Annotated in this window: 23 protein-coding genes; 12 read left to right on the forward strand and 11 right to left on the reverse strand. The window is 63.9% G+C overall.

Annotation, left to right across the window (positions count from 1 at the left end; translation table 11 throughout):
• The first annotated feature begins 7 nt into the window (after positions 1 to 7).
• Complete coding sequence (locus tag AC0L15_RS10975; RefSeq protein WP_236386109.1) at positions 8 to 649, forward strand: LbetaH domain-containing protein; 642 nt, start codon at positions 8 to 10, stop codon at positions 647 to 649.
• Positions 650 to 726: 77 nt separating this feature from the next.
• Positions 727 to 1137, forward strand: coding sequence for a low affinity iron permease family protein (locus tag AC0L15_RS10980; protein WP_287065117.1), 411 nt, complete (start codon positions 727 to 729; stop codon positions 1135 to 1137).
• Positions 1138 to 1140: 3 nt separating this feature from the next.
• Here AC0L15_RS10980 and AC0L15_RS10985 read toward each other — a convergent pair whose 3' ends face one another.
• On the reverse strand, positions 1141 to 2007 hold the full coding sequence (locus tag AC0L15_RS10985) for an SDR family NAD(P)-dependent oxidoreductase (protein ID WP_473496322.1): 867 nt from the start codon (positions 2005 to 2007) through the stop codon (positions 1141 to 1143).
• A 132-nt stretch (positions 2008 to 2139) separates the two neighbouring features.
• Here AC0L15_RS10985 and AC0L15_RS10990 point away from each other — a divergent pair, with 132 nt between their 5' ends.
• On the forward strand, positions 2140 to 2421 hold the full coding sequence (locus AC0L15_RS10990) for a hypothetical protein (RefSeq protein WP_128167136.1): 282 nt from the start codon (positions 2140 to 2142) through the stop codon (positions 2419 to 2421).
• Positions 2422 to 2428: 7 nt separating this feature from the next.
• On the opposite strand, the gene AC0L15_RS10995 is transcribed toward AC0L15_RS10990, so the two are convergent.
• Both AC0L15_RS10995 and AC0L15_RS11000 read right to left on the reverse strand, forming a co-directional pair.
• Positions 2429 to 3004: a TMEM175 family protein gene (locus AC0L15_RS10995; RefSeq protein ID WP_473496323.1), complete on the reverse strand. Its 576-nt coding sequence runs from the start codon at positions 3002 to 3004 to the stop codon at positions 2429 to 2431.
• A gap of 69 nt (positions 3005 to 3073) precedes the next feature.
• Positions 3074 to 4099, reverse strand: a complete 1026-nt coding sequence (locus AC0L15_RS11000; protein ID WP_473496324.1) for a LacI family DNA-binding transcriptional regulator — start codon at positions 4097 to 4099, stop codon at positions 3074 to 3076.
• 197 nt (positions 4100 to 4296) lie between these two features.
• On the opposite strand from AC0L15_RS11000, the gene AC0L15_RS11005 reads away from it, so the two are divergent.
• The 5 genes from AC0L15_RS11005 (at position 4297) to AC0L15_RS11025 (ending at position 9318) form a co-directional block, all read left to right on the forward strand.
• Positions 4297 to 5325, forward strand: a complete 1029-nt coding sequence (locus AC0L15_RS11005) for a Gfo/Idh/MocA family protein (protein WP_287064982.1) — start codon at positions 4297 to 4299, stop codon at positions 5323 to 5325.
• A gap of 2 nt (positions 5326 to 5327) precedes the next feature.
• Entirely contained in the window at positions 5328 to 6233 is a 906-nt protein-coding gene (locus AC0L15_RS11010) for a sugar phosphate isomerase/epimerase family protein (protein ID WP_128167128.1), read from the forward strand.
• Positions 6234 to 6407: 174 nt separating this feature from the next.
• On the forward strand, positions 6408 to 7418 hold the full coding sequence (locus AC0L15_RS11015; protein ID WP_473496325.1) for a substrate-binding domain-containing protein: 1011 nt from the start codon (positions 6408 to 6410) through the stop codon (positions 7416 to 7418).
• A gap of 56 nt (positions 7419 to 7474) precedes the next feature.
• Complete coding sequence (locus AC0L15_RS11020) at positions 7475 to 8272, forward strand: ATP-binding cassette domain-containing protein (RefSeq protein ID WP_473496327.1); 798 nt, start codon at positions 7475 to 7477, stop codon at positions 8270 to 8272.
• Positions 8269 to 9318 carry an ABC transporter permease gene (locus tag AC0L15_RS11025; protein WP_473496329.1) on the forward strand — a complete coding sequence of 350 codons (1050 nt, stop codon included), beginning with the start codon at positions 8269 to 8271 and terminating at the stop codon, positions 9316 to 9318. The genes AC0L15_RS11020 and AC0L15_RS11025 overlap by 4 nt, the downstream gene beginning before the upstream one ends.
• Positions 9319 to 9327: 9 nt before the next feature.
• Here AC0L15_RS11025 and AC0L15_RS11030 read toward each other — a convergent pair whose 3' ends face one another.
• On the reverse strand, positions 9328 to 12024 hold the full coding sequence (locus AC0L15_RS11030) for an ATP-dependent helicase (protein WP_473496330.1): 2697 nt from the start codon (positions 12022 to 12024) through the stop codon (positions 9328 to 9330).
• A gap of 300 nt (positions 12025 to 12324) precedes the next feature.
• Between AC0L15_RS11030 and AC0L15_RS11035 the strand changes: the two genes are divergently transcribed.
• Positions 12325 to 13230, forward strand: a complete 906-nt coding sequence (locus tag AC0L15_RS11035) for a dienelactone hydrolase family protein (RefSeq protein WP_473496331.1) — start codon at positions 12325 to 12327, stop codon at positions 13228 to 13230.
• On the opposite strand, the gene AC0L15_RS11040 is transcribed toward AC0L15_RS11035, so the two are convergent.
• A complete protein-coding gene (locus AC0L15_RS11040) occupies positions 13231 to 14136 on the reverse strand; it encodes an EamA family transporter (RefSeq protein WP_473496332.1) in 906 nt (301 codons plus the stop codon).
• A gap of 89 nt (positions 14137 to 14225) precedes the next feature.
• Here AC0L15_RS11040 and AC0L15_RS11045 point away from each other — a divergent pair, with 89 nt between their 5' ends.
• A complete protein-coding gene (locus AC0L15_RS11045; protein WP_473496354.1) occupies positions 14226 to 14705 on the forward strand; it encodes an Lrp/AsnC family transcriptional regulator in 480 nt (159 codons plus the stop codon).
• Positions 14706 to 14986: 281 nt separating this feature from the next.
• Here AC0L15_RS11045 and AC0L15_RS11050 read toward each other — a convergent pair whose 3' ends face one another.
• Both AC0L15_RS11050 and AC0L15_RS11055 read right to left on the reverse strand, forming a co-directional pair.
• Entirely contained in the window at positions 14987 to 15184 is a 198-nt protein-coding gene (locus AC0L15_RS11050) for a hypothetical protein (RefSeq protein ID WP_091594205.1), read from the reverse strand.
• A gap of 121 nt (positions 15185 to 15305) precedes the next feature.
• On the reverse strand, positions 15306 to 15812 hold the full coding sequence (locus tag AC0L15_RS11055) for a thioesterase family protein (protein WP_287282163.1): 507 nt from the start codon (positions 15810 to 15812) through the stop codon (positions 15306 to 15308).
• Positions 15813 to 16013: 201 nt separating this feature from the next.
• On the opposite strand from AC0L15_RS11055, the gene AC0L15_RS11060 reads away from it, so the two are divergent.
• Positions 16014 to 17426 carry an FAD-binding oxidoreductase gene (locus tag AC0L15_RS11060; RefSeq protein ID WP_473496333.1) on the forward strand — a complete coding sequence of 471 codons (1413 nt, stop codon included), beginning with the start codon at positions 16014 to 16016 and terminating at the stop codon, positions 17424 to 17426.
• 94 nt (positions 17427 to 17520) lie between these two features.
• Positions 17521 to 21543, forward strand: coding sequence for an AsmA family protein (locus tag AC0L15_RS11065; protein WP_473496334.1), 4023 nt, complete (start codon positions 17521 to 17523; stop codon positions 21541 to 21543).
• 20 nt (positions 21544 to 21563) lie between these two features.
• On the opposite strand, the gene AC0L15_RS11070 is transcribed toward AC0L15_RS11065, so the two are convergent.
• The 4 genes from AC0L15_RS11070 to AC0L15_RS11085 all read right to left on the reverse strand — a co-directional run bounded on the left by AC0L15_RS11070 (position 21564) and on the right by AC0L15_RS11085 (position 23418).
• Positions 21564 to 21791, reverse strand: a complete 228-nt coding sequence (locus AC0L15_RS11070) for a ribbon-helix-helix domain-containing protein (RefSeq protein WP_023798778.1) — start codon at positions 21789 to 21791, stop codon at positions 21564 to 21566.
• A gap of 20 nt (positions 21792 to 21811) precedes the next feature.
• On the reverse strand, positions 21812 to 22057 hold the full coding sequence (locus AC0L15_RS11075) for a DUF4169 family protein (protein ID WP_473496335.1): 246 nt from the start codon (positions 22055 to 22057) through the stop codon (positions 21812 to 21814).
• Positions 22058 to 22076: 19 nt separating this feature from the next.
• Positions 22077 to 22610: an SspB family protein gene (locus AC0L15_RS11080; protein WP_473496355.1), complete on the reverse strand. Its 534-nt coding sequence runs from the start codon at positions 22608 to 22610 to the stop codon at positions 22077 to 22079.
• 118 nt (positions 22611 to 22728) lie between these two features.
• On the reverse strand, positions 22729 to 23418 hold the full coding sequence (locus tag AC0L15_RS11085) for a TetR/AcrR family transcriptional regulator (protein ID WP_287247385.1): 690 nt from the start codon (positions 23416 to 23418) through the stop codon (positions 22729 to 22731).
• Between the last annotated feature and the right edge of the window lie 54 nt (positions 23419 to 23472).

The following is a 23472-nucleotide window of genomic DNA, read 5'->3' on the forward strand; positions in this document are numbered from 1 at the left end:
CGCCGGCATGGACCGTCCCGAAAATCTTGTCCTGAAAGACCCCGAGCCGCGCATTCATCCGACCGCGGAATTGAAGGCATGCAAGCTTGGGCGCTACGCCTCGATCGGCGAGCGGGTCATCCTGCGCGAAGTCATAGTCGGTGACTTCTCCTATTTCGAGCGCCATGCCGAGGCGATCTACACGACAACAGGCAAGTTCTGTTCGATCGCCGCCAACAGCCGTATCAACGCGCTCGAGCATCCGATTGAGCGGTTGACCCAGCACAAGGTCAGCTACCGGCCAAACGAGTATTTTCGCTGGCTGGGCGTCGACGCGGCGTTCCGCGAACGGCGGCGGGCGACGTCCGTCACCATCGGCCACGACGTCTGGATCGGCCATGGCGCGGTAATCATGCCTGATGTGACCATCGGCAATGGCGCGATCGTCGGCGCCAATGCGGTGGTGACGCGCGATGTACCTGCCTATGCAATCGTCGCCGGCGTTCCGGCCAAGCCGCTGCGCCAGCGTTTTGCCGAGAAAACCGCTGCGCGGATTGAAAGCCTCGGCTGGTGGGACTGGTCGGTCGAAAAACTCGCCAGGGCCATTCCCGACATGCAGGCGCTTTCCATCGAGGCCTTTCTCGACCGCTGGGAGCACGAAATCCCCTGATCCTTGCGGGTCTCTAAACGGCTACGTCGGTGAAAGGAGGGAACCCGGAGCGGATGCTGGTTGTTTCTCCTGCCATGATGGAGAAGCTTTTCACCAGGATCGCCACCTACGTTGCCCATCTTGCCGGTCTGCCGGCGACATTCGCCGTCTGTTTTCTGATCATCGTTGTCTGGGCGGCAAGCGGACCGATGTTCGGGTTTTCCGATACATGGCAGCTCATCATCAACACCGGCACGACGATCGTCACCTTCCTGATGGTGTTCCTCATCCAGAACACCCAGAACCGCGACGGCACGGCGATTCAAACGAAACTCGACGAGTTGATCCGGGTCGGCAAAGCTCACAATACCTTTATCGGCATCGAGCACCTGACCGAATCCGAGGTCGAGGAGATTCGCAAAAAATGTGAACAGGCGGCGAAACGGCATGATACAGCGGTCAAGAAAGCCACTGCACAAAAGCGCGGCTCGAAGAAACATGCGGCGTGAGCGTCAGCTTTCCATGAACGCCGCGAAAGCCTCCTTGTGATCCGGGTGCCAGCGCGACAGGGCAGGGCGGTTTTCGATGATGTCGCCGATCGCCCAGGCCATACGCTTTTCGTCCATGGGCCGCGTCGTCTCGTTGTCGGGGCACAGGATGTAGAAGTCGCCACGCACCAGCGCGGCCAGCATGAAGTCGATCACCTGCTCGCCTGTCCAGGCCCCAGCGGGCTTTTCGGTCGCACCCTCGGTCAGTCCGGTAAAAGTGAACCCTGGAATGAGCAGATGCGCGGCGATGTTGGCACCGGGCTCGTTACGCAGCGCATGCGCCAGGCCTTCGGTAAAGCTCTTCACACCTGATTTGGAAACGTTGTAGGCAAGGTTGCCGGGCGGCGTCGTGATGCCTTGCTTGGAGCCGGTGTTGACGATCAGGCCCGGTTTTCCTGCAGCCAGCATGCGCGGCACGAAGGCCTCGACGCCATGGACGACGCCCCAGAAATTGATGTCCAGCAGCCGCTTCCAGGCGTCGCGGTTCTCCCAGGGTTTGCCGGGATTGTTGCCGACGCCGGCATTGTTCATCAACAGCGACACGCTGCCGAAGGCATCGAACGCCTTTTCGGCCAGCCGGTCGACTTCGTCGGGCTGCGAGACGTCGGTCGCGACAGCGAGCACGGCACTGTCGCCGGCAATCGTGGCAACGGCGCGGGCAGCCTCATCGAGCCGCGCGCCGCCGATGTCGGCAAGCACGATTTTCAGGCCCGTTGCCGCCAGCCGCCTGGCCGCGGCAAGGCCGATGCCGCTGGCGCCGCCGGTGATGACGGCAACGTTGCCGTAGCCAAGGGCAGGCAAAGCGCTCTGGATTTCGGCGTCGGTGGTCATCGATCGTGTCCTCGTTCAGGTTGCGCCGAACTTAAGGCGGCGACAGGCTCGCGCAAGCCCGTTTGGGCGTCCTTGGGTTGACCACATCGGCAGGCGCTGCGCATGCTGTCCGCGTAAGAAGGAGTTTACCGATTGACCGACTGGATCGAGATCCTGAAAGAACAGACCGCCACCGGCGACCAGATGAGCCGCGAGGTGCCGCAAATGCTTGCCAATCCCGACATCAGCGAAGCGCAAGTGAGAACGCTGTTTTCGGCGCTCGAAAAACAGGCGGAATTCGTCGAGAAGCTGCGCATGGCGCTGGAAAAATTCGGCCATGATTTTTCGGTGATCAAGGCGGCCGAGCGGCTGGAGGAACGCTATGCCGACCTCGCTGCCTCGGTGGCCGAAAAGCTGAAGGCGATGCGGGGATAGGGCAGACCTATTTTTCGATCTGCCTTTCAAACCGCTTGTCCGGCACGAACCAGATCATAGCAACCAGCACGTAGAGCGCGACGCTGATCCATTGATTGAAGAAGGTCAGCGGAATGGCGGCGATGTAGAGGACCACCGAGATCTTTTCCTTGCGGTCGGTGCCTGCCGCTCTGGCGAAGGCAGTGTCGTTGCCATGCAGCCGATGCAGCATGACGACCAGAATGAAGTAGGCGGCTGCGCAAAGCGCCAGGACAACACCGTAAACGGCAACAGGCACCGGCGCGAAATGGTTTTCACCCATGAAGGCCGTGGTCACGGGCATCAGCGATAGCCAGAACAGCAGATGCAGATTGGCCCACAGCACGCGTCCATCGACCCGCTGCACGGTGTGGAACATGTTGTGCAGATTGTTCCAGTAGATGCCGACATAGATGAAGGACAGCACGTAGCTGAGAAAAGTGGGCCATAGCGGTGCCAGCGCGGAAAAATCCGCGCTATGCGGCACCTTCAATTCCAGCACCATGATGGTGATGATGATGGCCAGGACGCCATCGGAAAATGCCTCGACCCGTCCCTTGCCCATGGATTCTCCCCTGCAGCGCCTGGCTCATCCTAGGCGATCGACGTGGCTGGAGGGAAGGCCCGGCCATCATCAATCGCTGTCGCGCGCGATCAGTTCCAGCGGCCAGACCTCACGGATGATCCGCGCGCCTTCGGGGCCGGCGAAGGCGGGGATCGACGCCAGCAACATTTCGGCAAGCCGCCGTCCCATCGGCTCCAGGCGAGGGCGGAAGCCGGTCAGTGCCGGTGAAAAATAGCGGCACAGCGGCGTGTCGACGATGACGATCACCGCAATGTCGTGGCCTGGCTTGATGCCCATCTCGGCCAGCGCCTTGCAGCCGCCGAGTGCCATCGCGTCATTGTTGAAGATGATGGCGGTCGGCGGGTCCTTGCAGCGCATGACCTGCGGCGTCACCGCGTCGCCGCCGGCCTCGTTGATGAAGCCTTTCGCGATCAGCCCGGGGTCGACCTCGATGCCGTGCCGCCGCAAGGCCTTGCGATAGCCGGCCAGGAACAGATAGCCGAAATTAAGGTTGAGGGACGGGCGGATGGCGGCGATGCGGCGGTGGCCGCGCGCCACCAGGCGGTCGACCGCGTCGGCCCCGGCTTTTTCGAAATCGAGGTCGAGCGACGGGTAGGTCTTGGCGCCGGAGCGGCTGCGGCCGAGCGTCGCGAACGGGAAGCCGACCCTGGTCAGGTAATCGATGCGCTCGTCCTCGCGACGCGTATAGGCCAGCACCACGGCGTCGGCCCGACGCGTCTCGACCACCCGGCGCAGGCGCTCCTGCTGGTAGTCGCCCGGCGCGCCCATCACCACGATCAGGTCGAGCCCGCTTTCGGCGAGTTTCGCCTGCAGCCCGGTCAGGAACGGAATGAAGAACGGCTCGCCATATTGCTGGTCGCCCGGGTGCGGCTGCAGCATGAAGGCGATCGAGTGGGTGACGCCGCGGCGCAGGCTGCGGCCGGACTGGTTCGGCGAATAGTTCAGCTTTGCCGCCGCATCGAGCACGCGCTGGCGGGTGTCGGCATTGACGTCGGCACGGCCGTTGAGCGCGCGCGACACGGTGCCGATCGAAATGTTCAGGTGACGCGCAAGGTCGTGAATGCTGGACGCCAAAGGACAGTTCTCCCCCTTGCCTGGCTATCATCGACCGCACTTCAGGCCAAGGTGATCTAGGTGATTTTCGCGAGCGGCCAATTGACATTCTACGCCTTCCGGTGTGTTCTCGTAAACGTTTACGGAAAATCGTTTACGGTCATGCCGTGAATGCGTGACGACCGGTCTGGAGGGGCCGAGCGGAGGAGGAGCGCTGGATGATGAATGTCGTCCTGGTCGGCTGCGGAGCGATGAGCAAGCACTGGCTCGATGCGGCGAGGCAGATCGACGGGTTGGCTATTGTCGGCCTTGTCGATCTCGACGCCGACAGGGCGACGGCAAGGGCGCGCGAATACGAGCTTGCCGGCGCCATTGTCGGGACCAATCTTGACGCCGTGCTCGACCAGACCAGGCCCGACGCTGTGTTCGACGTCGTGGTTCCCGCGGCCCGGCGCGATGTCGCGCTTTCGGCCTTTGCCCATCATTGCCATCTCCTGACGGAGAAGCCGCTGGCTGACAGCCCGGAGAACGCGCGCGCCATCGTCGAGGCTGCCCGACGCGCCAGGCGCGTGCACGCCGTCGTCCAGAACCGCCGCTATGTCGCCAACGTCAGGCGCATCAGGCGTTTTCTCGATTCCGGCGCAATCGGTGCGCCAACCAGCATCCACGCCGAATTCTTCGTCGCGCCGCATTTCGGCGGGTTTCGCGAGGAGATGCGCCATGTCCTGCTGCTCGATATGGCGATCCATACTTTCGACGCCGCCCGCTACATGGTCGGCGGCGCGCCGGCCAGCGTCTACTGCCAGGAATGGGAGCCGGTCAATTCCTGGTACCGGCAGGGATCGTCGGCCACCGCAATCTTCGAGCTCGGCGGCGGCAAGCTGTTCACCTATGCCGGCTCCTGGTGCGCCGACGGGTTCCGCACCAGTTGGGAGAGCACATGGCGCATCGTCGCCGAGCACGGCAGCCTGGTCTGGGACGGTGAGGACGGGCTGATGGCGGAAGTCGCGCGGCCTATCCGTGAAGGCCTGTTCGATCGCACTGAGCCGCTCGCCGTGCCGCCGCTCGATCCGAGAGACCGCATCGGCGGCCATCTCGGCATCATCCAGGATTTTGTGCGTGCCGTCGAAACCGGCAGCGAGCCGGAGACGCGCGGCGCCGACAACATCAAGAGCCTGGCCATGGTCTTTGCCGCGATCGAAAGCGCCGAAACCGGGCGCCGGGTCGCGATCGCACAGGAAGGGTGACGATGCCAAACCCGCTTCTCGACATCAGGATCGGCACCATGGTGCGGGCCAATCTCGATGACCCGGCCGCCTATATTAAGGCGATCCTGCCGCTCGGCTTCGAGAGCATCCAGCCCTTCTTCTGGCAGACGCTGGGCGACAAGGATCTTCCACGGCTGGCCGGCCAGATCCGCGAGGCGATCGGTGACGCCGATGTCGTCGTCTCCTCGCTCGGCGTCTTCGGCAATCCGCTGGAAAGCGGCGATGTCGATCGCGGCGTGCTTGATGCCTGGGAAACGGCCATCGACCATGCGCATCTGTTCGGCACCGCGATGGTCAGCGGCTTCACCGGCCGCCTCCGCGGCAAGCCGCTGCCCGACAGCCTGCCGCGCTTCCGCGAGGTCTGGGGACCACTGGCCCGGCGCGCCGCCGACAAGGGCGTGCGCATCGCCTTCGAGAATTGCGCGATGGACGGCAACTGGGCTGATGGAGACTGGAACATCGCCCACAATCCGGACGCCTGGGAGCTGATGTTCAACGAATTGCCAGATGACAATCTCGGCCTGGAATGGGAGCCCTGCCACCAGCTCGTCTACCTGATCGATCCGATCCCGCAGATCCGCAAATGGGCGCCGCGCATTTTTCATGTCCACGGCAAGGACGCGACGGTGCGCTGGGACGTGATCCGCGAGCATGGCGTGTTCGGCCGGCTGCCGTTCGTGCAAATGCGCACGCCTGGCTTCGGCGACAGCGACTGGACGCGGGTGATCAGCGAATTGCGGCTGGCCGGATACAGGGGCGCCATCGACATCGAAGGCTGGCACGACCCGGTCTATCGCGGCGACCTTGAGATTACCGGGCAAGTGCGGGCGCTGGACTACCTCAAGCAATGCCGGGGAGGTGCGACGTATCTGCCGAACCCGGCGTGAGGCTAATGCATGTCGCGCAAGAGCATTCCCTCTGGCCTGACCCAAGGGTGTGCAGCGGTTTTGCGACAACGACATGCATCAAACAGGGAGCCGGCCAGCGAAGCATTGCGGCGAGAAGCCGAAGCATTCGTCGAAGACCCCTCGGCTTGCGAGGGAACAAAGGGAGGAACGTGCATGAGCATCACGATGAGGACAGTTCTGCGCTCGACCGTCATGGCGGCCGCCACGGCGCTCGCCGCCGCAATCTCCACCTTGCCCGCCCGGGCGCTCGATGCCCAGTGGTGCAAGGACGTCCACATCCGCTTCTTCGTCGGCGGCGCCGAGGGCGACGCCTTCGGCACCATCGTCTACAATGGCGCCAAGCAGGCCCAGGCCGATCTTGGGCCAAAGGTCGACTACATCTTCTCCCAGTGGGATGTCGAGAAGATGGTGCAGCAATTGCGCGAGGCCGTCGCGGTCAAGCCCGGCGGCATCGCCATGATGGGCCACCCTGGCGATGCTTCGATCATGCCGCTGGCCGAACAGGCGCACAAGGACGGCATCAGGATGATGTACCAGAACGTGCCGGTGCCGAAGGTCACGGCAGCGTTCGGCGGCGGCTATGTCGGCGCCCAGCAGGAAGAGCAGGGCCGCGCGCTCGGCGCCGAGGCGTTCAAGCTGGCCGGGCTCAAGGCCGGCGACAAGGCGATCATGATCGGCCCGTTCGAGAACGAGAGCCGCGGCGCACGCGAGCGCGGCACGGTCGCCGCCCTGAAAGAGGCGGGCGTCGAGGTCATCCAGCTCTCCTCGCCGCCGAGCGGCGAATGGGCTTCCGACCCTAATCTGGCCATTCCGGTGATTACCGCAGCACTCCTCAACAATCCCGATGTCAAGGCGGTTGGCTATCCCGGCGGACAGATGCTGGGCAACGTCCCGACCTACATGCAGGCGGCGGGCAGGAAGGCTGGCGATATCTTCAATTTTGGCTTCGACACCAGCCCGCAGATCGTCGAGGGCTTCAAGGGCGGCTGGGTCCAGCTGACGGCCGACCAGCAGCCGTTCCTGCAGGGTTATCTGCCGATCCTCAGCCTCTGCCAGCAGGTGGTGCTGGGCCTGGCGCCAATGAATGTCGACACCGGCGCCGGCTTCGTCACGCCTGACAATTACGAGATCGTCGCCGAGCTCGCCAAGCAGGCGCTGCGCTGACCTTTTGACACGGCTGCCGGTCTTCCGACCGCAGCCGGAACCAAGCGAGGATCGCCATGGCCGAACGCCTCATCGAACTGCGCGACATCAGCAAGTCCTACGGTCAGGTCTATGCGCTGGGTGGGGTCAATCTCAGCGTCGACCGCGGCGAGGTGGTCGGCCTGATCGGCGACAACGGCGCGGGCAAGTCGACGCTGATCAAGATCCTCTCCGGCGTGGTCAAGCCGACCAGCGGCGAGATCCTCGTCCGCGGCCAGCCGGTGACCGGCTGGAGCGCCGCGCGCTCGCGCGACGCCGGCATCGAGACGGTATTCCAGGACCGGGCGCTGGCCGTGCAGCAGACGATCGTGCGCAACATCTTCATGGGCCGCGAACTCACCGGCTTTCTCGGTTGGCTGAAGGTCAACAAGGAAATCGAAGAGGCGAGCCGGCTGATGCGCGAGATTGGCTTCACCTCGAAAGTGTTCACGCCGCAGTCGATCGTCGGCCAGCTCTCCGGCGGCGAACGCCAGGGCGTGGCGATCGCGCGGGCAATCTACAAGCAGGCCGACCTGATCATCCTCGACGAGCCGACAACGGCGCTGTCGCTGACTGAGACCGCCAAAGTCTTCCATTTCGTGCGCCAGGTGCGGGCGAGCGGACGCTCGATCCTGTTCATCGGCCACAACATCCACCACGTCTTCGACATCGCCGATCGTTTCGTCGTGCTGGACCGCGGCAAGGTCGCGCTCACCGCCGACCGCAGCCAGGTCAAGTCGGCCGAAGACCTCATCAACTTCATGGAAGACGTCGCGCATCCGGGTGGATTGCCGGGACTGCACGACGCCGGCGACCCGGAGCAGAGAGCACGATGAGCAAGACAATGGAGCCCGATCTGCACGAGCCGTCCGCAATTTCCCGTCCCGGCAATCCCCGGAAGGAGTGGAGACACCCATCCGATCACTGGATGCGCGGCTTCATCCTCGACAACCGCGCCGCACTCGGCACGCTTGCCGTGTTCGTGGTGATGATGACGGTGTTCATGATCGCCAACCCGACCGTCTTCACCACCTGGTATCTCTACAGTTCCGTGCTCACCACGTTGCCGGTTGCGCTGTTCGTGGTGGTGCCGCTGGTCTTCGTCGTCACCTGCGGCGAGATCGACCTGTCGTTTCCTGCGACGATGGGTTTTGCCTCATGGGTCTTCGCGCTGGTCGTGCAGGCCGGCTACGACCCGTTTCTCGGCATCGCCGCCGCCATTGCAACGGGCACGTTGCTCGGCTTCCTGGTTGGGTCGCTGGTCGTCTATGGCGGGCTGTCGTCGCTGATCGCCACGCTCGGCATGAATTTCCTGCTGCGCGGCCTGATCCAGATCATCAACGAAGGCAAGTCGACGGCGCTGACCAGCCTTGCCGACAGCTGGGCCTACAAGACCTTCTCCAGCCAGCTCTACGGCATCCCGGTGCAGATCTTCTGGGCCATCGGCTTCGTCGTGCTGTCGGCGCTGCTCTACAACAGGCATCGCTTCGGCGCGCAGGTGAAGGTGGTCGGCGACAATCCCGACAGCGCCCAGCAGATGGGCATCGACGTCAAGCGCGTGCGGGTGAAAGTGTTCGTCTTCGTCGGCATCGGGGCGGCGATCGCCGGCACCTTCTCGGTGATGATCAACTTCACCTGGTGGCCGACGGCTGGCGACGGCTATTTGCTGCCGGTGCTGGCATCGGTGTTCGTTGGCGGCACGCCGACCTGGGGCGGCGTCGGCACCGTGGTCGGCGGCGCCATCGGCGCCGTCACTGTGTCCTTCATCCAGACCGGCGTCGTCGCGGCAGGCCTGAGCGGCTTCTATGTCCAGTTCTTCAACGGGCTGATCATCATCCTGTCGCTGCTCGGCCACAAATGGAACCAGGCGCGGTATCGGTGAGGGGGAGACTCACACCCCGGTGACAAACCCGTCCAGCACGCGTTTCTGGCCGGCCTTGTCGAAGTCGATGGTCAGCTTGTTGCCGTCGATGGCGGCAATGTTGCCGTTGCCGAATTTCTGGTGGAAGACGCGGTCGCCGACGCTGAAGGCCGACGGCTTGTCGGCAACGGATTTGGCGACCAGCTCGCCGTCGATGGTGCGGCCCTTGATCGAGGTGCGGCCGGCACCATAGCCACTGTCGGTCTCGCCATAGCCGATGCGCTCGACCTGATGGCCGGAACGCGAGCCCCAGTTGCGGTCGGTCGCCTCGGTGCGGTTCTGCTGCGCGCGCTGCCAGCCCGGCGTTGCATAGGTGCTGGAGAAGGCGCCGGATTTTTCTGCGCCGACATTGTCGAAGCGCGAAGCGCCGTAAGGATTCTGTCGTCCTGCCGCCTGGCCGCCTCGTCCGGACGCGAAGGAGCCGCCGCCATAGGCATTGCCGTAACCGCCATAGGAGTTGCCGCTCTCGGCGACTTCGACATGGGCTTCCGGCAATTCATCTAGGAAGCGCGACGGGATCGTCGATTGCCACAGGCCGTGGATGCGGCGGTTGGAGACGAACCACAAATGCAGGTTCTTCTTGGCGCGGGTCAGCCCGACATAGGCCAGCCGCCGCTCTTCCTCCAGCCCGGAGCGGCCGCCCTCGTCGAGCGCGCGCTGATGCGGGAACAGGCCTTCCTCCCAGCCGGGTAGAAAAACGGTCTCGAATTCGAGGCCCTTGGCCGAATGCAGCGTCATGATGTTGACGGCGTCGAGTTCGGCGTTCTGCTCGGCGTCCATCACCAGCGCTACATGTTCGAGGAAGGAGCGCAGCGATTCGTACTCCTCCATGGAGCGGATCAGTTCCTTGAGGTTTTCCAGCCGGCCGGGCGCTTCTACCGAGCGGTCGTTCTTCCACATGTCTGTGTAGCCGCTCTCCTCCAGGATGGTCTCGGCCAGCTCGGTGTGCGGCGTGGTCTCCAGCGCCTTCTGCCAGCGCTCGAAATTGGCGGCGACTTCGCGCAGCGCTGCGCGCGGCTTTGGCTTCAGCTCGTCGCTCTCGGCGAGTTTTTCCGCAGCCTCCAGCATCGGGATGCGCAGCGCCCTGGCGGTGTCGTGGATCTGGCGGATGGTGGCTTCGCCCAGCCCGCGCTTCGGCACGTTGACGATGCGCTCGAAGGCGAGGTCGTCTGCGCCTTGCGCGACGACGCGGAAGAAGGCGAGGGCGTCGCGGATTTCGAGGCGCTCGTAAAAGCGCGGGCCGCCGATGACGCGGTAGTTGAGGCCGAGGGTGACGAAGCGGTCCTCGAACTCGCGCATCTGGAAGGACGCGCGGACAAGAATGGCCATGTCGTTGAGATTGTGCTTCTGCCGCTGGTAGGCCTCGATGGTTTCGCCAACGGCGCGGGCCTCTTCCTCGGAATCCCAGGCGGCATGGACATGCACCTTCTCGTCGTCCTCGGCGATTTTTTCGGTGAACAGCGTCTTGCCGAAGCGGCTTTCATTGTGGGCGATGAGGTGGGAGGCTGTGCCGAGGATGTGCGCGGTAGAGCGGTAGTTGCGTTCCAGCCGGATGATCGTGGCGCCGGGAAAATCCTTGTCGAAGCGCAGGATGTTGTCGACTTCGGCCCCGCGCCAGCCATAGATCGACTGGTCGTCGTCGCCGACGCAGCAGATGTTGACTTTATTCTCGCTCACGGGCTGTTCCGCGCCTGCCGGCGCGGGCCCGACCCCCCTTTTTTGCGCGCCTTCGGCGTCGCGGGAGGGGCCTCGCAACGGCTCGGACGCCCGGTCGGGCTTGCGGCCTTCGGCCGTTCGCAAACCTGTTGATGTTGAAGCTCGTCCGGCATCCGGCCGCTGCGCCAGCAGCCGCAGCCACATGTATTGAGCCGTGTTGGTGTCCTGGTACTCGTCGACGAGGATGTAGCGGAAGCGCTTGTGGTATTCCTTCAGCACGTCCGGATTGGCGCGGAAGATGCGGATCGGGTGGCACAGAAGATCGCCGAAGTCGCAGGCATTCAGCGTCTTCAGCCGCTCCTGATAGGCCTTGTAGAGCTCGCGGCCCTTGCCGTTGGCGAAGGCGCGGGCGTCGCCCTCGGCAATCTCGGCGGGGCCAAGCCCCTTGTTCTTCCAGCCGTCGATCATCTGGGCGAACTGCTTGGCCGGCCAGCGTTTGTCGTCCAGTCCTTCGGCCTGGATGAGCTGCTTGATCAGGCGCACGACGTCGTCGGTGTCGAGAATGGTGAAGTCGGATTTGAGCCCGGCAAGCTCGGCGTGGCGGCGCAGCAGCTTGACACCGATCGAGTGGAAGGTGCCGAGCCACGGCATGCCTTCGACATTGCCTTCGCCGATCAGCAGGCCGATGCGCTGCTTCATCTCGCGCGCCGCCTTGTTGGTGAAGGTGACGGCGAGGATCTGCGAGGGGAAGGCCCTGCCGGTGGCGAGGATGTGGGCGATGCGGGTGGTCAGGACGCGCGTCTTGCCGGTGCCGGCGCCGGCCAGCACCAGAACCGGACCCTCGGTGGTTTCCACCGCCAGCCGCTGCTCGGGGTTGAGCCCGTTCAGATAATCGGGCGCATTGGCATGGCCGCTGCGGGCAGCCATGGCGCGCGCAGCAATGCCCGACGGGGCCACGGGCCGCGCGTTCGGTTCATCAAAAAAAGGCATATCTTCCGAAAAGCCGGACATCTTCCCCGAATGTAGTGATTCGGCAGCGAAAGGCCAGAAGTGTCTCCGTTTTGTTCTCTGTCCAGCCGGGGGAGTTGCAAATCCGATGGCACGCCAGCCATAGCGCCGGCCTGCTCGACAGGCACGGCGGGTCGGAGAAAGTGGGACAGCGCACCAGTCGAACGGTGTCATCCTGGACCAGCCGCCGGTCTGGCGGACCTGTGCTCGCGTCAGCAGCGCCTCACCGATCCGTGACTGGACCGTGCGGGCTTCTACCCTATCTTGCGCGGCGGACATGTTCCCGAAGCCGAGGAGAGCGCCATGACAAAACCGAGCCCTGCCAACCCCGCCGTCAACAGACCCGCCATTACCCAAGCTATGATCGACGCGTATGACGAATACACGCATCTGACGCTCGACCGGCGGCGCTTCATGGAACAATTGACCAGGCTTGCCGGATCAGGTGCGGCGGCCGCCGCAATCGCGCCGCTGCTGGCGGCGAATTCAGCCCGGGCGGCGATAGTTGCCGACGACGATTCACGCGTGACCGGCGAGGACATCAGCTATCCCGGCAGCGGTGGCGAGATGAAGGGCTATCTGGTCAAGCCGGCCGGCCAGTCCGGCAAGCTCGGCACCGTCATCGTCGTGCATGAGAACAGGGGGCTCAACCCGCATATACGCGATGTGACGCGGCGCGTGGCGCTGGAAGGCTTCGTTGCGCTCGCCCCGGATTTCCTGTCGCCGCTCGGCGGCACGCCGGCCGACGAAGACAAGGCGCGCGAGCAGTTTTCCAAGCTCGATCCGGCGCAAACCACTGCCAATGCGGTCGCAACGGTCGCTTTCCTTAGGGGCAGCGAGGATGGCAACGGCAAGGTCGGCGCGGTCGGCTTCTGCTGGGGCGGCGCCACGGTGAACACACTGGCTGCCAATGCGCCGGATCTGGCTGCCGCTGTCGCCTATTACGGCATGCAGCCGAAGGCCGAGGATGTGCCGAAGATCAAGGCGGCGCTGCTGCTGCATTATGCCGGGCTCGACACCCGCATCAATGCCGGTATCGACGCCTTCAGGAAGGAGCTCGATGCAGCCGAAGTCGAGTACACGATCCATGTCTATGAAGGCGCCAATCATGCCTTTAACAATGACACGTCGGCGGCTCGCTACGACAAGAACGCGGCGGACCTCGCCTGGGGCCGGACGATCGCCTTTCTCAAGGAGAAGCTTGCCTGATCAGGCATTTGCCGGTTTGTGAAAAGCGACGCCAGCCACCACCAGCGCGATGCCGATGCAGTCGGTTGGGCTGGGTATCTGGCGGAGCACAATAACGCCGATCAGCGTGGCGGTGACCGGCAGCAACGACAGCATCAGTGCGAAGCTCGGTCGCGGCAGCCGCGACATGGCAAGCTGGTCGCAGATATAGGGGATGACCGACGAGCAGATGCCGACGCCGACGGCGGCGATGAGCAGTGGCGGCGTCGTGAAAGCCGGCAGCGCATCGGTGAAGCCGATCGGCAGCACGATGAGGAAGGCGACCGCCATGGCTGCGCCCAGTCCGGCGATGCCGTCGCCAGCGCCGGCGCGGGCAACGCGATGGCCAAGCATGATGTAGCCGACGAACAGCGCGCCGTTGAGGAAAGCCCAGAACAGGCCAATCGGGTCGCTTGACCATTTGACGTCGATGAGCAGCAAGGTGCCGGTGACGGCAACGGCAAGCGCTGCGAGGTTGCGCGGGCTTCTGACGCCGATCAGCGCAACGCCGATGGTGCCGACGAATTCGATCGCCGCGACCAGCGAGATCGGCAAGCGCTCGAGTGCCAGGTAGAAGGAGCAATTCATCACGCCGAGGCAGGCGCCAAAACCGAGAAGCAGCAGCCATGTCGGCCCGTCGGCGCGGGCGAAGGCCGTCCACGGCCGGGTTAGCGGCGCGAAGACAATGGCGGCCGTGACGATGCGCAGCCAGGCCATGCCGAGCACGCCGACATGCGGGAAAAGCAGCACGGCGAAAGCCGGCCCGAGATAATGAAACACAGCGCTGACACCGAACCAGACATGCGGCGGCAGCGATGTCGCCAGCCTGCCAAACTCAGGGCCGGCGAGGGCAGGGATAGCAGCTGGGGCTTGCGCTTGATCGTCCATAGGATCATTATCGCAGGCAGTTTTACCTGTTTATATGGGTAATGGCCAGCCAAAGAGATAATTTTTTCTCTTAAACAAAGGAGTTTTTCCTGAAACGCGTTCGAAACGAAAATGTTGATCTGGATGCGGCGGATCTGAAAATCCTGTGCCTGCTGGAAAAGGATGCGCGCACCAGCACCGCCGAACTGGCGCGCTCGGTCGGCCTGTCAGCGCCGAGCGTGGCCGAACGCATCAAGCGGCTGCAGGAGAGCGGCGTGATCGAGGCCTACACTGTGCGGATCGACCCGGCCGCGCTCGGCATGAAGCTGTCGGCATGGCTGCGGATCAGGCCGGTGCCCGGGCAGTTGGCTGTGGTCGCCGAGATCATCCGCGACTTGCCGGAAATCGCCCAGTGCGATCGGGTGACCGGCGAGGACTGTTTCATCGCGCTGGCGCATGTCGGTTCGGTGGCCGAGCTCGAACGGGTGATCGACCGCATCATTCCGTTTGCGATGACCAACACCGCAATTATCCAGTCGTCGCCGGTGGTGGCGCGTTCGCCGCTGGCGGCAGTGAAGCACCAGCCCTGATGGTTGAGGTGGTCGCTCGTCAGTACATCATCTTGACTGGAAACGTCGCGCCGCCCCTGATCGCCCTGCCGGGCTTCTCTCCCCGTATAGAGACGGGGGAGAAGAACGCTGTCATCAATGGTTTCGCCAATTTGCGGGCGTTGCTGGAAGAGCGCCGAGGCTGCGGCAAGCTTCCTTCTCCCCGTCACCATACGGGGAGAAGGTGGCGGCAGCCGGATGAGGGGCGGCGCAAACGCACCAGAAAAAGCAATCGAACAACGAACCTACTTTTCCCGCACCGATCAGGCGTGGCCGCGCTTCATCCGTGCTTGCTTCAGGATGGCGCGCCAGCGGATCATGGCGAAAGGGATCGGCTCGTTGTTGTTGGCGATGGTAAAAATTTCATAGTTGAGGTTCTTCAGCGATCGCCAGAAATCGTAGTCGCTGATGCGTGGGTCGGCCGCCAGCCTGTCCGCCTCGACCTTGATATCGGTTTTCATGCAATTTCCCCGAACCGCTTCAGCCCCCGCCGCCAGTATCGCAATGCTGACGGTTCTCGACCGCCGTACTGAGTCGTGCAACGCCTCAATTCGGCTTGTTCACGTTAAAACCTTGGTAAGGTTAACGGCGGTCTGACTGCGGCTCAAGCGTCTTGCGACGAATACCGATCGAACGGCCGGCGCGCTCAGGCATCGGCAGCGCCGCATGGGCGGCGCGCATGACTTCGACCTTGGCCAGGACATCGGCCGGGAAGGGCGCCACCTTCGGTCCGGACATGTCGACATGCAGCGACAATGATTCGGATGTGGCAGCGAGCCAGCCGTCGACATGGCGGATTTCCTGGTAGGCTCTCAGCCGCTTGTCGTCATGGTCGAGCAGCTGGAACGAGACATCGACCTTGTGGTCGAGATGCAGCTCCCTGATATAGCAGACATGGACTTCCGCCGTGTAGATGGTCAGCCGGCGCTGCTTCGCATAGTCCGGTCCCATCCCCATCATTTCGAACGCTTCGTCGGAACAGCGGTCGAACAGCACGTTGTAATAGGCCATGTTGAGATGGCCGTTATAGTCGATCCAGTCTTTTTCGATGGCCATGGGAGCAGAGGCGAAGGGGGCGGCGGTGGACATCGAAAACTTCCTTCTGGCTGGACAGGACGTGGTCGGGGAGACTAGAGCGACGTGCGTCCAATTGGACGCACAAAGTACGCTCTAGCACATTGAATCTTCGCATCGTGCTTTCCGAAAATCGATTTCGATTTTCGGGCCGATGCGATAGGCATCCATAAGTCCATAACAAGGGTGGACACTGGTCCATTCGCGGAGGAATCGATGGCTCTGAGCGACCTCAATCCGGTCGAGCGCAACGAAGAAGGCATCGCCGCGGTGCTCGGCATCCTCAAGCAGCGGCTCGGCCAACGGTTCCAGACCGGGCAGGCGATCCGCACCCAGCACGCGCATACCACCACCTACATTCCGACCCAGGCGCCGGATGGCGTGGCGTTTCCGGAGACGACACCGGAGGTGCAGGAGATCGTGTCGGCCTGCGCCGTGCACCGCGTGCCGGTGATCGCCTTCGGCGTCGGCTCCTCGCTGGAGGGCCACACCAACGCGCCGGGCGGCGGGATCTCTGTCGATACGTCGCGGATGAACCGCATCCTCGCGGTCAACCCGCAGGATCTCGATTGCACGGTTGAGCCCGGTGTGACGCGCGAGGATCTCAACCGGCACCTGCGCGACACCGGCCTGTTCTTTCCGATCGATCCGGGCGCCAATGCATCGCTCGGCGGCATGGCGGCGACGCGGGCGTCGGGCACCAATGCCGTGCGTTACGGCACGATGCGCGAGAATGTATTGTCGCTAACGGCGGTGATGGCCGACGGCGAAACGGTGACGACCGGCAAGCGCGCAAAAAAGAGCTCGGCCGGCTACGATCTGACGCGGCTCCTGATCGGCTCCGAAGGCACGCTCGGCATCATCACCCAGCTGACGCTTAAGCTGCAGGGCATTCCGCAGGCGATTTCCGGCGGCGTCTGTCCGTTTCCCAGCGTCGAGGCGGCCTGCAATGCGGTGATCGCGACAATCCAGATGGGCATTCCGGTGGCGCGCATCGAACTGGTCAATGCGCTGCAGATGCGGGCGATGAAGAGCTATTCGAAACTCGACTATCCCGAAAGCCCGTGCCTGTTCGTCGAATTCCATGGCAGTGATGCCGGCGTTGCCGAGCAGGCCGAAACCTTCGGCACGATCGCCGAAGAATATGGCGGCGGACCATTCCTGTGGACCAGCGTCGCCGAGGAGCGGACGAAGCTGTGGAAGGCCAGGCACGACGCCTATTGGTCGTCGCTGACGCTGCGGCCGCGCGCCAAGGGGCTGTCGACCGACGTCTGCGTGCCGATCTCGCGCTTTGCCGAATGCGTCACGCAAACCGAAGCCGACATCGCCGAGATGGGGCTGATCGCGCCGATCGTCGGCCATGCCGGTGACGGCAATTTCCATGTGCTGGTGCTGATGGACGCGGACGATCCGAAGGAAATCAAGCAGACGGAAGAGTTTGTCGCGCGGCTGAACATGCGGGCGATCGGCATGGATGGAACCTGCACCGGCGAGCACGGCATCGGACAAGGCAAGATCGGCTTCCTGCGCCATGAACTCGGCCACAGCGTCGACATCATGCGCACGATCAAGCAGGCGCTCGATCCGCAGAACATAATGAACCCTGGGAAGATACTGCCGGCCGACTAAAGTCTTTTGCTCTTGGGGCGATCGATTTGCCTCTTTATCGACACGCTGATGCGGGTAGAGTGCGGCTGATTTTCAATCAACTGCTTGGGGGTTGATGCTCGCACGCTTGTTCGTGATCTTCGGTGGCTTTTTCGTGCTGGTGCTGTGTGCGGCGCTGGTGGTGCCGTATTTTATCGACTGGACGGGCTACCGGGCCGATTTCGAGCGCGAGGCGAGCGCCATTCTGGGCCGCAAGGTCACCGTTCAGGGCGATGCAACGGCGAAATTGCTGCCGTTTCCCTCGGTGACCTTCTCGAATGTCACTGTCGCCGGCGGCCCCGGCGGCCGGCCGGCAATGACCGTCGAGACCTTTTCGATGGATGCCGAACTGGCGCCCTTCCTGAGCGGCGAGGTGCTGATCTTCGACATGCGGCTGGTGCGGCCGAAGGCAACGATCGACATTGCCGCCGACGGCACGGTCGACTGGGCGATACGCCCGTCCTCGCCCTACGATCCCAGCCAGATCTCGATCGAGAAGCTGACGGTGACCGACGGAGAGATCGCGCTACGCCATGCCGCCGGCGGCCGCAGCCATCTTCTTTCCGAGATCAATTCGACAATCTCTGCCAGATCGCTGGCCGGACCCTGGCGGATGGATGGTTCGCTGCGGCTCGACGGCCTGCGCAGCACGGTCGTCGTCTCCACCGGCAAGGCCAGTGGCGACGGACAGTTGCGGCTCAGGCTCAAGGCCGATCCAGACGCCTATCCGCTGGTCATCGAAGCGGATGGCAATGGCGGCATTGTCGATGGGGCCGCGATCTATTCGGGCCAGTTCAAGGTCACGAGTTCTGACAAGAATGGCGCCGACAAGCGTTTGGCGCAGCTTGACGGCACCGACGGTGAGATGGCCAGCGCCGGCAAGCCGGAACCGGGGTTCAGGCTGAACGGCAAGTTCTCGCTCGACCACCGGAAGCTTGGCGTCGACGAATTCCGCTTCGAGACCGGGCCACTCGACAATCCCTACACCGCCCACGGCAAGGCTGCCGTCGACCTTGGGCCGAACCCTCGCTTTTCAATCGAGGCCGATGGCGCTCAGGTGCAGTTCGATGAAGCCGTCGGCGCCGCGACCGGACTGACGCTGTCAGAGCGCGTCGCGGCGTTGGAGCAGGCGCTGCTCGCCCTGCCCAAGCCGACCATACCGGGCACCGTCGAGGTGAAGCTGCCGGCGGTGGTGGCCGGCGACACGACGGTTCGTGACGTGCGCCTTTCCGCCGAGCCGGCCGATGCCGGCTGGTCGGTGAAGTCGCTGGGCGCGACGCTCCCGGGCCGCGCCAGGCTGGAAGCAAACGGCGTGCTCAGTCTCGAGGATCAGTTCGGCTTCAGCGGTTCGCTGCTTCTGGCCGTGGGGCAGCCTTCCGGCTTCGCCGCCTGGCTGTCGAAGGATGTCGACGAGGCGATCCGCCGGCTTCCGGCCGCCGGCTTCAAGGCCAAGGTCGACCTGACCGGTAACCGCCAGGCCTTCAGCGACCTCGAACTCGTTCTCGGCAAGGCGAAATTTTCCGGCCGCATCGATTCCAGCCAGGGCGAAGACGCCAGGCCGTCGGTGCTGATGCGGCTCGATGGCGGCGAGCTCGACGTCGACGGGCTCGCCGCCTTCGCCTCGATCTTCATCAGCGACAAGGGCGCCAACCGATTTTCCGACCGCGACCTCGATTTCCAGATCAAGGCCGGGCCGGTCAGCGCCGGCGGACTGACCGCCGATACGGTCGATACGGCGCTCAGGCTGCGCGACGGGCTGCTTGAAATCGACCGGCTCTCGGTCGGCGGACTTGCCGGCGCCTCGATCAGCGCCACCGGCCGGATCAAGGATTTCCCAGCGAGCCCGACCGGCAAGCTCGATGCCTCGGTGGTCGCCGTCGATCTCAAGCCGTTGGTCGATGTCGCGGCGAAGCACTATCCCGACAATGCCGTGCTGAAAGGGCTGGCGAGGCGTGTCGCCGCCTATCCCGAGCTGTTGCAGAATGCGCGCATCGATCTGGTGACAAGTGCCGCCGCCAATGGCGACGGCACGACGGGACTGGCGGTCAGCGCGCAAGGCAGGGCAGGCGGCTCGGCGTTTTCAGCATCGCTGTCCGGCAAAGGACTGGCCGATCGGCTTCTCGAGGCGCCGGTGTCGTTGACCTTCAACGCCAGGAATACCGACGCCACCGCGCTTCTGGCGCTTTACGGCCTGCCGGCGCTGCCGCTCGGCATGCTTGGCGAGGCGACAACTGATGTTTCGGCGAAAGGCACGCTTGGCGGCGGCATGGCGACAAGCTTCAACCTGACCGGCGACGATTTCAAAGCCGGTTTCGACGGGACGATCGCCAGCGCGCCGCAAGGCGCCGCCGCCAAGGGCAAGATCGGCCTGGAAGCCGCCGATATCGAGCCGTGGCTGATGACGACAGGCGTCGGGCTGCCGGGCCTGGGGAAAGGCATGTCGACTTGGCTTGCGGCCGATGCCGACTTCGGCAACGGCCGTCTGGTGCTGTCCAGCCTCAGCGGCGCCGTCAACGAGGCTGCGGTTTCCGGCGACCTCAATGTCGGCGTCGCCGACGGGCTGCCGCATCTTGCCGGCGCGCTGGCGCTCGATGAGCTGGATCTCGACCCGATGGCGGTGGCAGTGTTTGGCGACCAGGCCTTTCTGGGCTCCGGCAGGGCTTGGCCGGCCGCCCCGTTCAGCCAGAAACCCATCCTGCCGTTCACCGCCGAACTCGAGTTGACCACGGCGTCGCTGGTCGCCGGCCCGTTGGCCACGACCTATGACGCGGCGCTTTCGCTGAAGCTCGACCACGAAGGCATCCGCGTTTCGGACCTCAAGGCAAAGTTCGCCGGCGGCGCGCTTTCCGGACTGTTCGAGCTGAAGAATAATGACGGCACCGGGTTTTTCTCCGGCCAGCTGAAGCTTGCCGGCGCCGATCTGGCCACCGTGCTGCCAGAGACCGGCATCAGCGGAACCGGCGATTTCTCGGCGGCGCTCTCGACCAGTGGCAAATCGGTCGATGCGATGGTTGCGGCGCTGTCCGGTTCCGGCACGGCGGCGCTGAAAGGCTTGACCATTGCCGGCGTCAATCCCGACGCCTTTGGCGCCGTCATAGCCAAGGCCGACGCCATTGGGCGCGATATCGACGCGGCCAAGACCGCCGGCTTCGCGCCGCAGATCGCCGCGGATGGCAGTTTTCCGGCTGGGGATGCCGACATCGCCTTCACAATCGCCGGTGGCACGCTGAGGGCGCCGCCGGTCAATCTTGAAAATCCGGCGGCGACGCTGTCGGCCGACATCACGGCGGACCTGAAGGCCAGCATGGTCGCTGCCATTGGTTCGATCACTTATCGGCCGGGCGACGAAGCGCTGGTCGGCTCCGATCCGACCGTGAATTTCAGCGTTGACGGGCCGTTCGGCGCCGCGAAGCGGCGGTTCGACAGTGAGCCGCTGGCGCAGTTCCTGACCCAGCGCGCGCTGGAAAAGGAGCAGCAGCGGGTCGAGGCGATGCAGGCAGCGCTGCTTGAAAAGCAGCGGTTGCGGCGCGAGGTGCGTTACTACGCGGCCCTGCAAGCCGAGCGCGACAGGGCAGCCGAAGAATTGCGCAAGCAGCAGGAGGCGGCGCGGCTGAAAGCCGAGGCAGATGCCAGGGCGAAAGCCGAAGCCGAGGCAAAGGCTAAAGCCGAAGCGGAGGCGAAGGCCAAGGCTGATGCGCAGGCGAGGGCTGAAGCCGAGGCTAAAGCCAAAGCCGAGACGCAGGCGAAGGCTGAAGAGGAGGTCAAAGCCAAGGCTGAAGCCGAGGCCAAGGCTGAAGCCGAGGCCAAGGCTAAGGCGGATGCCGAAGCGAGAGCCAAGGCGGCGCAAAAAGCGGCGTACGAGGCGGCGAAGGCCGAGGAACAGCGACGTCGGAAAGCGGAAGAGGCGAGGCGGATCGCTGCGGAACAAAAGGCAAGGCTCGACGCCGAGCGCAGGGCCGCGGCCGAGCAGGCGCAGAAAATCGAGCGGGCGCGTCAGCCGCCGGCCAATGACAACCCGCCGCCATCAGGACCCGCGCCAAAACCCACGCTTGAACCCTCGTCGATCGACAATCTGCTGAAGTCGCTGGGTGGCGGATAGCCCCTAGCTAACCATCCGGGCTAGACCGGTTTCATCCCGCGCTTCGCCCAATCCAGGACGTAGAGCCTGAGCGCCGAGGACAGGTTGGCATCGCGCGGCCGGGCCTCGTCGATTTCGGCGACGAGGGCTGCGAGAGTCAGTTTGCGCGCGGCGGCGATGGCGACGAGATCGTCGAAAAACGGCTTTTCGAGCGAATAGCTGGTGCGATGGCCGCGAATGGTCACCGAGCGTTTCTCGACCGGGCTCACCGGACCTGACTCATTTCACTTCAAGCATCGGACTTATCCGAAAACGGCGCCACATTTTTCGGTCTGACAGCCGCGGAATCCGCATCGCCCGAGGGTTCGCGGCGATGGCCGGCGACAAATTTTTCTGCCTTGTCGGCGATCGAACGGTCACGCTCCCGGTCGGCCTTGGAGCGGCCGTGCAGCGCCCGGTTCAGTTCGGCCAGGCGCTCCTGCTCGGCTCGTGCCTTCTGCTTGCGGGCCTGGCGGAGGTTGACGATGTCGGCCATGTCGCGCGGCCCCGTCGGATCACTTCTTGCGGAAGGCGTCGAGCGACACCACTTCGGCGCCCTTGGCGGCGGCGTCGGCCGCGGCCGGCTTCTTTTCGGCCTCAGCGGTCTTCTTCTTGTCGGGCTTTTTCTCGGCGACGACGGCCAGCGGTTCGGAAGCGGGCTTGCCGGCCAATTCCCCCTCTGCCGAGGTCTCCGTCTTCACGTCGAATTCGAGCTCGAAATTGACGGAAGGGTCGTAAAAGCCGCGCACGGCCGAGAACGGGATTTCCAGCTTTTCCGGCACGTCGGAGAAAGACAGCCCGACCTCGAAGCCGGTGTCGGTCACCTTCAGGTCCCAATACTGGAACTGGATGACGATGGTCATCTGTTCAGGATAGCGCTCACGCAAGCGGGAAGACACGCGCACGCCGGGGGCGCCGGTCAGGAAAGTGATGAAGAAATGATGGTTGCCGGGGAGGCCGGTGCGCGCGACTTCGGCCAGGACCTTGCGCATGACGCCGCGCAGTGCCTCCTGGGCCAGAATGTCGTAGCGAATGTGGTCGTCGGCCATGTCGCTGTCGGGTTCCGTTGAATCGTCCGCATAGCTGTAATCAAGCTTGAGCGCGGCGTAAACCGGATATAGATGCCGGCAGCACAGATGCGAGAGGACATGCCTCAGATTTGATCGCTCAGGCGCCAGCGAGCGCGCTGTGCTTTTGCGCATCGGCCGCCGCCTGCCGCTTGGCGAAGGCGCGCAGGAAGGTGCGCACGCCATGTGTAGCGGATTGCAGCACTTCATCATCGGTCGGCGTGCCGCCGAGCATGAAGGTCGTCTGCAATTCGGCATTGGCGAGGGCCTGGAACTGGCGCGCCGCGACATCGGGGTCCTCGATGTCGAGGAACCCGGCATGGGCGAGGCGGGCGAAACGGGCGGCGATCGCCGGCCATGTCCTGCCCGGTCCCTGTTCGCGCCATTCGGCAAACAGTTCGGGATAGCGCTCGCCCTCGGTCTGGATCAGCTTGCGCAGGAACTTTCCGTCGCGGCTGCAGATACAGTTGCGGGTCATGCGCACGGCGAAGGCGATCAGATCGGCCTCGAGATCCTTCGGCTGGTCGGGAAACGTTGAAATGGTGGCGAAGATACCGGCATTGCAGCGCTCGGTGAGGTCGCGGACGATGGCGACGAAGAGTTTCTCCTTGTCGCCATGGTGGTTGTAGATCGTCTGGCGCGAAACGCCGGCCTCGGCGGCAATCATGTCGATATTGGCGCCGGCGAAGCTTTCACGGCAGAACACCGCGCCGGCAGCGTCCATGATCGAGGCGCGCTTTGCCTCATGGCCGCGTGGCGGGATGCTGTCAGGAGAAACGTCGTGCTTCATGAAAATTATATAGAGGTGATTGACGAATTAGACAAGAGTGTCTAAATTTATGGA

Source organism: Mesorhizobium sp. WSM4846, assembly GCF_055811415.1.